Annotated in this window: 8 protein-coding genes; 2 read left to right on the plus strand and 6 right to left on the minus strand. The window is 70.7% G+C overall.

Translation table 11 applies throughout. The features are described 5' to 3' along the window. Positions 1 to 164: 164 nt before the first annotated feature. The 6 genes from ACFWV8_RS26490 to ACFWV8_RS26515 all read right to left on the minus strand — a co-directional run bounded on the left by ACFWV8_RS26490 (position 165) and on the right by ACFWV8_RS26515 (position 9,361). Complete coding sequence (locus tag ACFWV8_RS26490; RefSeq protein ID WP_384208505.1) at positions 165 to 3,338, minus strand: ThuA domain-containing protein; 3,174 nt, start codon at positions 3,336 to 3,338, stop codon at positions 165 to 167. 219 nt (positions 3,339 to 3,557) lie between these two features. Further along, the gene (locus ACFWV8_RS26495; protein ID WP_384208511.1) at positions 3,558 to 4,472 is read right to left on the minus strand and encodes a sugar phosphate isomerase/epimerase family protein; all 915 of its coding nucleotides are present in this window, start codon (positions 4,470 to 4,472) and stop codon (positions 3,558 to 3,560) included. Then, complete coding sequence (locus ACFWV8_RS26500) at positions 4,469 to 5,689, minus strand: ABC transporter substrate-binding protein (protein ID WP_384208516.1); 1,221 nt, start codon at positions 5,687 to 5,689, stop codon at positions 4,469 to 4,471. Before ACFWV8_RS26500 ends, ACFWV8_RS26495 begins: the two co-directional genes overlap by 4 nt. Then, positions 5,686 to 6,795, minus strand: coding sequence for an ABC transporter permease (locus tag ACFWV8_RS26505; RefSeq protein ID WP_384208521.1), 1,110 nt, complete (start codon positions 6,793 to 6,795; stop codon positions 5,686 to 5,688). The genes ACFWV8_RS26500 and ACFWV8_RS26505 overlap by 4 nt, the downstream gene beginning before the upstream one ends. Then, the gene (locus ACFWV8_RS26510) at positions 6,792 to 7,853 is read right to left on the minus strand and encodes an ABC transporter permease (RefSeq protein WP_384208527.1); all 1,062 of its coding nucleotides are present in this window, start codon (positions 7,851 to 7,853) and stop codon (positions 6,792 to 6,794) included. Before ACFWV8_RS26510 ends, ACFWV8_RS26505 begins: the two co-directional genes overlap by 4 nt. Beyond that, on the minus strand, positions 7,850 to 9,361 hold the full coding sequence (locus ACFWV8_RS26515) for a sugar ABC transporter ATP-binding protein (protein ID WP_384208532.1): 1,512 nt from the start codon (positions 9,359 to 9,361) through the stop codon (positions 7,850 to 7,852). The genes ACFWV8_RS26510 and ACFWV8_RS26515 overlap by 4 nt, the downstream gene beginning before the upstream one ends. Positions 9,362 to 9,535: 174 nt before the next feature. Between ACFWV8_RS26515 and ACFWV8_RS26520 the strand changes: the two genes are divergently transcribed. Further along, positions 9,536 to 10,741, plus strand: a complete 1,206-nt coding sequence (locus ACFWV8_RS26520; protein WP_384208537.1) for an ROK family protein — start codon at positions 9,536 to 9,538, stop codon at positions 10,739 to 10,741. Between the two features lie 527 nt (positions 10,742 to 11,268). Further along, positions 11,269 to 13,269 carry an N-acetylmuramoyl-L-alanine amidase gene (locus tag ACFWV8_RS26525; RefSeq protein ID WP_384208542.1) on the plus strand — a complete coding sequence of 667 codons (2,001 nt, stop codon included), beginning with the start codon at positions 11,269 to 11,271 and terminating at the stop codon, positions 13,267 to 13,269. The last annotated feature ends 160 nt before the right edge of the window (positions 13,270 to 13,429 follow it).

Here is a 13,429-nt window from a genome sequence, read left to right on the forward strand (position 1 = left end):
GGGGGGCCGCGGGGGCGGGGGGGCCGGCGGCGGGCCCCGGCGCTGCGCGGGGGCGCCCCCGCCGGCGCGGGGGGGCGGGGCGGGGGGCGGGGCGCGCCGCGCCCGGGGCCCCCCCCCCCGCGCCCCGCGACGTGCTTCTTCGGGTTCCTCGGGGCCGTCGGTCCCTACGGTCCGGCGAACTCGACCGTGTCCACGTCGAATGAATTGTTCTGCGGTGACGTGAAGACGAGATACAGCTTGTGAGTGCCCGGGTGGGCCTTCACCGGTACCGGATCGGTCGGCTGATACACGTCCCAGTCCCCGGTGTTGGGGATCGGGGTGGTGGCGAGCAGTTCGCCGTCCGGCGCGCCGGCGCGCAGTTCGATCGCGCCGACTCCGTAGGGGGATGAGATCTGGTAGCGCACCGAGTCGATGCCTTCCACGCTCATCGGTTCGAAGGCCACCCAGTCGCCGTTGCTGATGTCACCGATGCGTTTGCCGTTGGCGGCGCCCGCCTGGTCGACGACGCGGGTGCCCGACTGGTCGTCGTAGTACTCGGCCTGCTTGAGCTTCGGTTGCAGGACGGCACGCCCGTAGCCGGTGAGCGCCGGTGCCCCGGCCCCGCCGCCGTCGGTGTACTTGGCGTTGAGTACGTAGGTGAGGTCGGCGCCCTCGGGATGGCCGCCGAGGTCACCGGTGTCGACGGTGCCCTCGCACCCGGGGATGTCGTTGGTCGGGTGCTCGTGCTCGTCGTGCCCGAGTGCCGGGTTGATGGTGACCTTGGAGCAGTCGACGGTCCCGTCCTCCGGATCGGTGACAGTGATCTTGTACGGGATCTGGTCGCCGAACTCGATGAGTTTGCCGTTCACGGGGATGTCGATGGTGACCTTCGGGGTGGTGTTGCCCGCGGTGATGGGCACGTTGGCGAAGCCGGACTTCCCGGTCGAGTCGGTGACCTTCAACTGGGCGCTGAACTCGCCTGCCTGGGTGTAGGTGTGGGTGGCGTTCTCGTCGGTGGAGTCGTAGGTGCCGTCTCCGTCGAAGTCCCACTCGTAGGTCAGGGCGTCGCCGTCCGGGTCGGCGCTGCCCGCGCTGGAGAAGTCCACTTCGAGCGGGAGCGGTCCGTCGGTGACGGAGGCGGCTGCCTTGGCGACGGGGCTCCGGCGCCCCTGGGCGTAGTCGATGCGGTAGAGCCCGGAGTCGTTGTTGCCGCCGCCGAACTCGCTGCCCCACTCCAGGACGTAGAGCGAACCGTCGGGCCCGAACGTCATGTCCATGGGGCTCTTGAACGCCACCGAGTCCATGAAGTCGTTGACCTTGAGGAGTTTCTCGTCCTTGTCGAAGCGGACTTCCTTGATGTAGTTGCGTGACCACTCGTAGAGGAAGCTCGCGCCGTCGAAGTACTCGGGGAACTTCGTCTCGGAGGGGTTGTCGGCGTCGTAGCGGTAGACCGGTCCACCCATGGGGGCCGAGCCGCCCTCGCCCATCTCCGGGAAGTGCTCGGACACGCCGTAGCCGTACCAGAGTTCGGGCTGCTGGATCGGCGGCAGTTTCGTCAGGCCCGTGTTGTTGGGCGAGGGGTTCACCGGGTTGGCGCAGTCGAACTTCGCGCCGATCTCCTCGGTGTCCGGGTTGTACGGCGCGTACGCCTGGTTGTCGCCGTGGCAGAACGGCCAGCCGAGGTTCGCCGGCTTCTTGAGGACGTTGTACTCGACCAGGCCCTCGGGGCCCCGGTCGGTGGTGGGCAGTCCGCGGTCGGGGCCGTAGTCGGCGACGTGCACGTAGCCCGTCTCCTGGTCGACGGTGAAGCGGAACGGGTTGCGGAAGCCCATCGCGTAGATCTCGGGACGGGTCTTGGCGGTGCCCTTGGCGAAGAGGTTGCCCTTGGGGATGGTGTAGCCGCCGCTGCTCTTGGGCTTGATGCGCAGCAGCTTGCCGCGCAGGTCGTTGGTGTTGCCCGCGGTGCGCGCGGCGTCGAGCATCTCCTTGCCCGGCCGCCAGTCGATGGGCGCGTAGCCCTGCCAGTCGGGGTCGAGGTTGGGCGGTACGTCGTCGCCGACGCTGAGGTACAGGGTGCCGTCGGGGCCGAACTCGATCGCGCCGCCGGTGTGTCCGGGCTCGGTGAAGGTGCGGGAGCGGTAGGCGGGGACGTCGAGGAGCTTCTTCTCGCTGTTCAGGTCGAGGGTGTTGCCTTTGAGGGTGAAGCGGGAGAGCCGGTTGACGTCCTTGGTCTCGGCGGCCGGCGCGTAGTAGAGATAGATCCAGTTGTTCTTGGCGAAGTCGGGGTCGAGTTCCATGCCGACGAGACCGTCCTCGCCGCCCGTGTAGACGTCGAGCTTGCCCGCGGTGACGGTGGAGTGGGAGGCGGGGTCGAAGATCTTCAGTTCGCCGCCCCGCTGCGCGTAGATGGCACGGCCGTCGTCGGCGACGTCGAGCTCCATCGGGTCGGCGGTGTTGTCGTCGAGGGTGACCTTCTCGTAGGCGCCCCAGTCGGTGCCGCCGCAGTCGCCCGGCTGCTGGCCCGCCGCCCACTGGAGTCCGCCGACGACATGGTCGCGGAAGGCCTCTTCGTCGTAGGCGGGGGCGTCATGGCCCATGGCAGTGGCCCAGACCTTGCCGCCCTCGGTGTTGCGGCACCAGGAGATGGGGTGGTCGGCGCCCATGGCGTCGGGGCCGGGGTTGTATGTCGTCTCGTCGGCGGTGACCAGGACATGGACGTCACCGCGGGGGTTCTCGTCGAAGTTGTACCACTCCTCCGGGCGCTCCCAGCGCTCGGGCAGCCCCTTGGTGGAGGGGTGGACCTGGTCGGCGACCTTGGCCGTGCCCTGGAGCACGCCGGGCGAGTGGGTGGGCATGTGGGCGCCGCCGTTGATGGTCTCGTCCCACCAGGGGAAGGCCTCCTCGACGCCCATGTCGAGGGTGTTGTGGATGGCGACGATGCCCTTGCCGCTCTGGAGATACGTCTTCATGGCCTGGCGCTGGTCCTCGGTGTCCCAGACCATGCCGGAGTTCTGGAGCATCACGATCGCGTCGTACTGCGCGAGGTTGTCGTCGCTGAAGACGGTGGGGTCGTCGCTCTGGACGATCTCGAAGCCGTTCTCGGCGGCCTCCTCCTCGAACATCGTGATGCCGTTCGGGATGGATCCGTGGACGTATCCGACGGCGCGGGTGAAGAGCAGGGCCTTGAAGGCGGGTTCCTTCTCGGCGGCTCCGGCGCCGGTGGGCAGGGCGGTCAGGGCGAGGAGCAGTGCGCCGGCCGCGGCGACGAACGCTCTTCGGAGCGCTCTCCCACGCCGTTTCCCGCCACGGTCTCCGGGCTGCCCTCTGCCATGGTCACTGTCATGCGCATGCCATTTCATTGCCGGTCCTCTCTGGGGGGGGATGAAGCGGTCGGTCGGTTCCCGGCCCGCCGGGCGGTGCTAGGCCGTGTCTTCGAAGTCCCGCCTGGCCCGCGACGCCTGGCACGGCACCTCGCTTCGTTGTCGGAGTCGTGCGAGTACGTCCAGTACGAGCACGATCCTCCGCCTTGCGATGCACCGCACCAGACGCCGCGGGCCCCGCCTTGCAGGCGGCCGGCGTTACTTCGAAGACACGGCCCAGCCGCCGGCGAGAACCCGGCGCAGGAACGCCAGACCGTCGGTGGCGAGCGAATCCTGACTGGCCGCGAGCGGACGCCAGACGGAGGCGGCGACCGCGATCGCGTCGTTGTGCGCGGTGAAGGACTCGATGCAGAGCGGCCCCCGGTAGCCGCCGTTCGCGAGCGCGGTCAGGAAGCCGGGCCAGTCGAGATGGTCGGCGCCGGGCGCGCCGCGGTCGTTGGCGCACACCTGGACATGGACGACGCGGTCCCCCGCCTCCCGTACGGCGCCGGGCAGACCGCGCTCCTCGATGTTCTGGTGGTAGACGTCGAGCGCGATGCCGATGCCCGCCGGGTCCAGGCCGGCCATGGCTTCGAGGCACTGGGCGACGGTGTTGAGCAGACTCGTCTCGTACCGGTTCAGCGGCTCGACGGCGATCGTCACCCCCGCCTGCCGTGCGTGGGCGACGACGGGCGCGATGTGCTCACGCCACTCGGCCCAGGCAGCCGCCCGCTCGCCGTCCGTCATACGCCACGAGCGCCCGACGGCCGTGTAGACCGGGCCCGCCACGACGGGCGCCCCGATCGCGTGGGCGGCGTCGACACAGCGCCGCAGATAGTCCCGCGTGGTGCGTACGGTCGCGGGATCGGTCGCCACGAGATCGCGACCCGGCGGCATGACGGCGACGACGGCGGCCGGGGCGAGCCCGGTCGCGTCCAGCAGTTTCGACGCGGCGGCGGGCTCCCAGTCGTCGGCCGACTCCAGCGGGAGTTCGACGCAGTCGAAGCCCCAGGCGGCCAGTCGTGGCAGCGTTCGGGCCAGGGCTTCCCCGTCGACCGGTGAGTGCCAGATCCACGGGTTGGCGCCGAGCGCGAACGGCGGGAGTGCGGGTGACGTCCCGGCCGGCGCCGTCACTTGCCGCCCCAGTCCTTCGGGAAGCCTGGCATCGAGTCGCACCCGCACATCGCGTAATGCAGCGGCGGCATACCGGGCTTGAGATAGTCCGCGAGGTTCTCCTGCGTGATCGTGGGCTGCGGCAGCTTCCACTCCTTGGGCACCTTCTGGCCCTTGAGGATGTCCAGCGCGGCGATCACGGGCGTACGCCACTGGAAGGTCGGGTACGCGGGGGCTATCGCCGTGAGGTCCTTGTCCTGCCACGCCTGGAGGAAGTCCTGCTGGTCCTCGCCGGTGATGGGCGGTACGTCCTTGCCCGCGTCCTCGAAGGCCTCGACGGCGGCGACGGCCGTGGCGCCGGAGTCCATCCACACACCGTCGATGTCGCCGTGCCGGGTGAGCGCGTCGGTCACGATCGACTTGGCCTTCGCCGGGTCGCCGTCGGTGAACTTCACGTCCACGACGTCGAGTTCACTCTTGTCGAAGGCGACCTTCGCAGCCGACCAGCGGGTCTCCAGGACGTCCACGCCGGGCGAGATGCGCAGCGCGAGGATCTTGCCCTTCGGCTTGACCTTCTCGACGAGGAAGTCGGCCGCCACCGCGCCGTACGCGTAACCGCCGATCGGGTTGACGAAGGTGACGGCGCAGTCGGTCTCCACGCCCCGGTCGAAGACGATGACCGGCAGCTTGCCGCAGGCCTGCTTCACGGCGGGGGTGAGGGTGGCCGTGGTGTTCGGCGAGACGATCAGCGCGTCGCAGCCGCGGGCGGACAGCTCCTGGATGTCGGAGATCTGCTTGTCGTCCTTGCCCTGGGCGTCCAGGACGGTGAACTTGCTGATCTCCTTGTGGAGTTTCACCTCGGCGCGCATGTTCTTCAGCCCCACCTGCCGCCAGGGGTTGAAGACACCGGCGTTGGAGAAGCAGAGTTCGATGCCGCTCGGGTCGGCCATCTTGTACTGGGAGGTGTCGACCATCTGCGGGTTGAGCATCTGCTCCCACGGTTTACCGGCCGGCCCCTCGGGCGTCTCGCCGGCGAGGGCCAACTGGCGGTCGTACTCCGCCTGTTCGAAGAACGTGGACTGTTTCCCGGTGCCCGCGTCCGCCGTGCTCCCGCCGCCCGACGCGGCCGGCGGCGACTCGGGTGGCGCGTCGCTCGTGCAGGAGGTGACGAGTACGGCGCCGAGCAGCGCCGCGCCCGCGGCGAGCGCACGCCCGCGCAGGATACGGATGAGGGTCATGAGGGTGTTCCTCCCGAGGGGTGCGTACCGGTGGGGTGCGTACGGTCCGGTGGTACGGGACCTGGTGGCCCGCTGCCGGGTGGCGTACGACGGCGGCGCAGCCGGGACCAGTCGGCGGCTCCGAGGCCGACAGCGGCGATGACGATGACACCTTGGACGGTGGACTCCAGGGCTCCGGACACACCTTGGAGGTTGAGCAGGGTGAACAGTGCCTGGAGGGAGAAGGCACCGGCCATGGCGGCGACCACCGAGCCCCGGCCGCCGCCGAGGACCACTCCGCCGAGTACGACGGCGGTGATGGCCTCGAACTCGTAGCCCCTGCCCGCCTGTGCGGAGACCCCGGAGAACCCTCCGACGAGGACGGCGGCGAGCGCCGCGGCTGCGCCGGAGAGGATGAAGGCGACGGTCCGCACGCGGATCACCCGCACCCCGGCGAGGGCGGCGGCGCGGTCGCTGTCGCCGGTGGCGACGAGCGTGCGTCCGAAGTCGGAGCGCATCACGAGGACGGCGACCGTCCCCGCGACCAGACAGGCGACGACCGCCCAGGGCAGCCAGCCGAATGCGGTGCCCCGGCCCAACTGGCGGAAGGCGGTGGGCAGTACGCCCTGGGGCGAGCCGCCGGTCCAGAAGAAGACGGCGCCTTCGAGGATGAGCATCATGCCGAGGGTGGTGATGAACGACGGCACTCGCAGGACGGTGGTGATCAGTCCGCTGATGAGCCCGGCCAGAGCGCCTGCGAGGAGCAGGACGGTGGTGACCACCAGCCAGTGGGCGTCGGGGAAGGAGCCGTACAGTTCGGCGGCGACGACCACGCCCGCGGTGACGATCGCCCCGACGGAGAGGTCGAACTCCCCGCAGACGATGACCAGATACTGTCCGGCGGCCAGGATGACCAGCGGCGCGGCGCGCTTGACGAAGGAGAGGAAGCTGTCGGGTTCGTAGAAGGCCGGGTCGGTGATCAGCAGTGCGACGAGCAGCACGGCGAGGAGCGCGTAGACGGGGATTCCGGTGCCGAGCGCGCGGACGATCCGCGTGCCGGTGGCGCCCGCCGGGGCTCTGCCCTTCGCCGGCTCGGCCGGGTTCGGGGTCTTGGTCGGGGCGCTCATGCGCTGCCCCCTCCCTTCCGGGCCTTCGGTGCCTTCGGGGTCCTTCCGGGTCTGGCGTATATGGCGACGGCGGCGATGATGACGACGCCGCGTACGACGTTCTTGAAGAACGGGTCCACGGAAAGCTGGTTGAACACGCTGTCGAGCACGGCCAGGACGAACACGCCGCCGAGGGTGCCCGCCACTCCCCCTCGGCCGCCCGCGAGCGCCGTGCCGCCGAGGACCACGGCCGCGATCGACTCCAGGTCGTAGCGTGCCTCGGTGCCCGCCCACGGGGCGCCGGCGCCGAGCCGCGCCGCGAGGAAGAGCGCGGCGGCGCCGACGCAGAGCGAGCACAGGACATGGGCGATCACGACGGTGCGCCCGGTGCGTACGCCGGAGAGCCGCGCGGCGTGTTCGTCGCCGCCGGTGGCGTACATGTGGTGGCCGAGTCGGGTACGGCGGGTGATGAGCCACATGACGGCGGCCACGGCGATGAGGAGGAACACCGAGACGGGTACGGGGCCGACACGGTCGTAGCCGAGGCGCTGGAAGGAGACGGGCACCTCACCGGCGGGTCCGGTGTAGTTGTCCTCGATCCAGCCGCGCAGGATGAACGCCATGCCGAGGGTGGCGATGAACGCGTTGACCTTGAGACCGGTGACGATCAGCCCGTTGGCGAGTCCGACGGCGACGGAGAGGGTGAGGACGGCGATCACGGCGGTGACGACACCGCCGCTCGCCATGGTCTCGGCGGCGACGAGTGTGCCGAGACTGATGAGGTAGGCGACGGAGAGGTCGAGGGAGCCGGTGAGGATGACGGCGGACTGGCCGACGGCGACCAGGCCGAGCGCCACGCAGTTCTGGAGGATCGCGACGGCGTTGGTGGTGGTGAGGAAGTTCCCGCCCTGGGCGGCGACGACGATCCAGCCGAGGACGGTCACGGCGAGTGCGGCGAGCCAGACGCCGACGACGGGGTCGAAGGACCGGCGCACCGAGCGCAGCGCCCTGTTCCTGGACAACGATGTCCGCTTAGAGGGGGGTCCGGACGGGGCGGGAGCCGATTCGACTGTGGTCATGCGGCGCCCTCCCGAGGAGCGTCCGTGGCACCGGCGGAGCGGTCCGAGCCTGCCGTCGCGAGGCGCATGATGTTCTCCTCGGCGGCCCCCGCGGGCAGTTCACCGACGAGGCGGCCTTCGGACATCACATGGATCCGGTCGCTCATCCCGATCAGCTCCGGCAGTTCGGAGGAGATGATCAGCACGGCGAGGCCCTCGCGGGCGAGTTCGCGTACGAGGGTGTGGATGGCGGCCTTGGCCCCGACGTCGACACCTCGGGTGGGCTCGTCGAAGAGCAGCACCTGGGGACCGGCCGCCAGCCATTTGGCGATGACGACCTTCTGCTGGTTGCCGCCGGAGAGGTACTGGGCCTGCTGGTCCTCGCCGCGCGACTGGAGCCGTACGCGTTCCAGGAGTGCGGTGACCTCCCGTCCGGCCGGGGGTCTGCCCCGTACCGCGACGGCCCTGGTGACCAGCAGCGCGTTGTCCCGCACCGACTGGCGCAGGGCCAGCCCCTCGCCCTTGCGGTCCTCGGTGACCAGGGCGATGCCCGCGCGGATGGCCTGGCGCGGTCTCGTCGGCCGCAGGGGCCTGCCACCGACGGTCATGGCGCCGGTGGTGAAGGGCGCGGCTCCGAAGAGGGCGCGGGCCAGCGACGTACGCCCCGCGCCTTGGAGGCCCGCGATGCCCACGACCTCGCCGGCGCGCAGGGTGAGGTCGATGCCCCTGAGGCGGGCGTTGCCGCCGCCGGTGACGGTGAGCCGTACGTCGCCGATCTCGTCGTGGGCGGCCCTCGGCGGGTAGTAGGCGGTCAGATCGCGGCCGACCATCGCGCGGACGATGTCGTCCGGCGTGGTGTCGGCGGTGCGGACGGTGGTGACATGGCGGCCGTCCTTGAGGACGGTGACGCGTGCCGAGAGGTCGAAGACCTCCTTGAGGCGGTGCGAGATGTAGAGGATGCCGAGGCCGCGCGCGGTCAGCCGGCGGACCAGGGCCGACAGGAGCGCGACCTCGTGTTCGGCGAGCGGCGCGGTTGGCTCGTCCATGACAAGCACACGCACGTCGGAGGCGAGCGCCTTGACGATCTCGACCGTCTGCTGCCGGGCGACGGACAGCTCGCGGACGAGCGTGCGCGGGGTGATGCCCGTCTCGTCGATCTCGGCGAGGAGTTCGGCGGTGCGCCGCTCCATGGCCGCGCGGTCCACGAGGCCGCGGCGGGTCGGCTCCCGGCCGAGGAAGACGTTCTCGGCCACGGTGCGGTGGGCGAGGAGCGCGAACTCCTGGTGGATGATGCCGATCCCGGCGGCCTGCGCCTGCCCGGGATGGCTGAACGTGTGCGCCGTTCCGTCGAGCGTGATCGTGCCGGTGTCGGGGGCGTGTTCGCCGGCCAGGACCTTCATCAGGGTGGATTTCCCGGCGCCGTTCTCGCCCACCAGGGCGTGGACCTCGCCGGGTTGAAGGTCGAGTCCCACGTCATGGAGCACACGCACCCCGAGAAAGCTCTTGGACACGCCCTGCATCGTCAGCATCCCCTGGCTCCTCGATGGCTCCTCGGTCGCGGTCTGCTGTGCAATGTCGTGACTGGGCTTTGACCTGTCAAGGGTCCAAGCGCCGTTCATTTCAACGGAGTTGACGAACACTTTGGACGGACGGCGAATCAATGGTGTCTTGTGAGCAGCGAAAGTCCTCCATAAGGTGATGGCATGTCTGCGCTGCCGGATAACAGCAGTTACGCCCTCTCCCACACACCGGGCGAGGTGCTCACGCTGATCAGTTCCGGAGCCGCGGCGACGCGCGCGGATCTCTCCCGGATGACGGGGCTCGCGCGCTCGACGGTCTCCCAGCGCGTGGACGCGCTCATCGCGCACGGCTTCGTGGACGAGTCGGGGCCGGAGGCCGGCGGCTCGACGGGCGGCAGACCGCCGCGCAGGCTCCGGCTCCGTACCCGCGAGCACGCGGTGGCGGGTGTGGACCTCGGCGCGTCGCACTGCCGGGTGGCGCTGATGGACATCGGCGGTACGACCCTGGCCATCCAGGAGGATCCGCTGTCGATCGGGGACGGCCCCGACTCCGTCCTGCGCCATGTGGAACGCACGCTGCACACCCTGCTGGAGAAGGCGGGGCGCGAGCCGCGCACGCTGCGGTCCATCGGAGTGGGGGTGCCGGGTCCTGTCGAGTTCTCGACGGGGCGCCCGGTCGATCCGCCGATCATGCCGGGCTGGCACCAGTATCCGATTCCGGAGTTCTTCGCCTCCCGCTTCGGCGCGCGGGCCCTCGTCGACAACGACGTGAATGTGATGGCCCTGGCCGAGCAGCGGCGGGCGTTCCCCGGCACCCGCTTCCTGCTGTACATCAAGGTGGGTACGGGCATCGGCTGCGGCATCGTCGCGGACGGCAGGCTGCACCGGGGCGCGCAGGGCAGTGCGGGCGACATCGGGCACATCAAGGTCGGCGAGCAGGAGGACGCCTGCCGGTGCGGCAACTTCGGCTGTCTGGAGGCGGTGGCCGGCGGCGCCTCGATCGCGGCCAGGCTCGCGGGCCTGGGGCTCGACGCCGCGTCGGGCAGTGATGTCGTACGCCTGGTGAAGTCCGGCAACAGGGACGCGCTGCGCATGGTCCGCGAGGCGGGCCGCGCGGTCGGCGAGGTGCTGGCCGGGCTGGTGAACTTCTTCAACCCCGACACCGTCGTGCTGGGCGGCGCGCTGGCGGCCGTGCACGACCAGTTGCTCGCGGGCGTACGGGAGGCGGTGTACCGGCGGTCGCATCCGCTGGCCACGCAGGTGCTGCGGATAGAGCCGAGCCGTACGGGTGAGAACGCGGCGGCGGTCGGGGCCGGAATCCTGGCGATCGAGCACGCCCTGTCGCCGTCGCAGGTGGACCGGCAGCTGGCACGCGACAGCACCTCGTGAGCACCGGCCGACCGCCCGTGCGGAGCCGCCTGACGGAGCGTCAAGTACCGGAAGTGTCAAGGCCGGGCCAACAACGTTCCAGGCCGGGCGAGTCCGCTCATTGGTTCACACCACTGACGCGCCGCAGGCCCATGGCCTGTGGCCCGCGAAACTCCGCGACACGCGCGCTGACGTGCGAAATCCCTGCCGCCACGCCTGATTGACGGATCGCCTTCAAGCCGATACCCCTTAGGTCCTGTCCAGCGGATCTCCGCCGAACAGGACCTAGGGTCTGTCGTTTGGATCAGGTCGGATGAGGGAGCGGGGTCTGGTGCGTGCGGTCGCAAGGCGGAGGAGGGAGACATGGCGGAGCCATGGCGACCGACGACAACGCGGCGAGCGTGCGTGCCAGGGACCGCGAGCCCGGCAAGATCCAAACGACAGACCCTAGCCCTGCCCTGCCCTGCCCTGCCCTGCCCCCGCACGATCTGCCATGTGCCGGGCACAGCCCCGCGGGCGCTACGCGCACCACGTCACTGGAGGCCGCATTGCAAGGTTCCGCCCCCACATCCGTCAGAACCGGCCGCGGACGCGCGACGCGCACGGCGGGCGCCGTCGCCTCGGCCGCGCTGCTGCTGCCGCTGGTGTCGGCCGCTCCATCCGCCACCGCCGAACAGCCCACCGCCGGCTCGCTCCAGCGTGACTTCGCCGCGGCGGCGGACCGGTACGACGTACCTCCGAGCGTCCTGCTCGGTGTCTCCTACCTCCAGTCGCGGTGGGACACGCACAGCGGCGCGCCGAGCGTGACCGGCGGCTACGGCCCCATGCATCTCACCGACGCCAGGACCGCGATCGCCGAGGCGCCCCACCATTCGCACGGCACGGAGGACGCCCGCGGCGACACCTCGCGCGCGGTGCGGACCGGCGCGCCGGACGAGGTCCGCGAGGCCGTCGTACCCGAGAACTCCCAACTCCCCGCGCGGCTGCGCACCGTGGACCGGGCGGCGAAGCTCACCGGGCAGTCCGCCGGGCGGCTCAGGCAGGACCCCGCCGCCAACATCCGCGGCGGCGCGGCCCTGCTGGCCGACGCCCAGCGTGAGCTCGGCAGGCCGCTGAGCGCCGACCCGGCCGACTGGTACGGCGCCGTCGCCCGTTTCTCCGGCGCCGACGACTCCGCCACCGCCGCGACGTACGCGAACGACGTGTACGCGGTGATCAGGGACGGCCAGGCGCGTACGACCGACAGCGGGCAGCGGGTGGCGCTGCCCGCCGCGCCCGGTGTCGCCCCCGACCCCTCGCAGGTCTCCGCGCTCGGGCTGCGCAAGGCCGACGCCGGGCAGACCGAGTGCCCGCGCACCGTGGCCTGCGAGTGGATCCCGGCGCCGTACGAGGAGTTCGGCGAGGGCGACTACGGCAACCACGACAAGGCCGACCGACCCAAAGCCGGGTCCCCCTCCATCGACTCGATCGTCATCCATGACACCGAGGCGACCTGGGACACCACGCTCAAGCTGGTCCAGGACCCCACGTATGTCTCCTGGCACTACTCGCTGCGCTCGTCCGACGGGCACATCGCGCAGCACGTCCCGCTGAAGGACGTCGGCTGGCACGCGGGCAACTGGTACGTCAACTCCACGTCGGTGGGCCTGGAGCACGAGGGTTTCCTCGTCTCCCCCGACGCCTGGTACACGGAGGCGATGTACCGGACGTCGTCCCGGCTGGTGCGTTATCTCGCCGACCGTTACGACATCCCGCTGGACCGGCAGCACATCATCGGCCACGACAACGTGCCCGGCACGACCGCCGCGACCATCGCCGGGATGCACACCGACCCGGGTCCGTACTGGGACTGGGCGCACTACTTCGAGCTGCTGGGCAAGCCTTTCAAGGCGGCCGGCGGGCGGCACGCGAACGCGGTGACGATCCGGCCCGACTACGCGTCGAACCAGCCCGTCTACACGGGCTGTGTGACGGCCGGTCAGGCGTGCGCCCCGCACGGCTCGGGGGCGGTACGGCTGCACACGGCGCCGGACGCCTCGTCCCCGCTGGTCAAGGACATCGGTCTGCGGCCGGACGGCGGGGACTCCACGACCGGCGTCAACGACCACGGCGCGCGCGCCTCGACGGGCCAGCAGTACGCGGTCGCCGGGCGGGACGGCGACTGGACGGCGATCTGGTACCTCGGCCAGAAGGCCTGGTTCCACAATCCGCGTACGGCTCCCACGGCCGTGAGCGCCGATGAGCGGGTGCTGACGCCGAAGGCCGGTCTCGCGGAGGTCCCGGTGTACGGCAGGGCCTACCCGGAGGCGGCGGCGTACCCGGCCGGCATCCCGGTGCAGGCGATCTCGCCGTTCCCGTACAAGCTCCTCGCGGGCCAGAAGTACGTGGTCGGTGACCGGGTGCCGGGCGCGTACTACTTCGCGCCGACCTTCGACACGACGGGTCACCGCGTGGTGAGCGGCACGGAGCAGTACTACGAGATCCAGTTCGGGCACCGGGTCGCCTATGTGAAGGCGTCCGATGTCCGGGTACTGCCCTCGGGCCGCTGAGAGCCCGACAGGCTCCGAGACGCGGCTCTCGTAGGGCGACGGGCGCCCCCCGCCGGGGGGGGGGCGGGGGGGCCCCGCGTGGTATGGTACGGGCGGCGCCCCCGCAGTAGCGCAGCCCAGTCTGATATAAAAAAAATACGCGGCCGACCAAACTATTTGT

The sequence above is a fragment of the Streptomyces sp. NPDC058665 genome (genome assembly GCF_042714995.1).
Taxonomy (GTDB): Bacteria; Actinomycetota; Actinomycetes; order Streptomycetales; family Streptomycetaceae; genus Streptomyces.

What these genes read in the sequence shown, in the direction of transcription:
- ACFWV8_RS26510 (WP_384208527.1), bottom strand. Translation starts at nt 7,853, where the DNA reads ATGACCACAGTCGAATCGGCTCCCGCCCCGTCCGGACCCCCCTCTAAG.
- ACFWV8_RS26500 (WP_384208516.1), bottom strand. Translation starts at nt 5,689, where the DNA reads ATGACCCTCATCCGTATCCTGCGCGGGCGTGCGCTCGCCGCGGGCGCG.
- ACFWV8_RS26490 (WP_384208505.1), bottom strand. Translation starts at nt 3,338, where the DNA reads ATGAAATGGCATGCGCATGACAGTGACCATGGCAGAGGGCAGCCCGGA.
- ACFWV8_RS26515 (WP_384208532.1), bottom strand. Translation starts at nt 9,361, where the DNA reads ATGCTGACGATGCAGGGCGTGTCCAAGAGCTTTCTCGGGGTGCGTGTG.
- ACFWV8_RS26520 (WP_384208537.1), top strand. Translation starts at nt 9,536, where the DNA reads ATGTCTGCGCTGCCGGATAACAGCAGTTACGCCCTCTCCCACACACCG.
- ACFWV8_RS26505 (WP_384208521.1), bottom strand. Translation starts at nt 6,795, where the DNA reads ATGAGCGCCCCGACCAAGACCCCGAACCCGGCCGAGCCGGCGAAGGGC.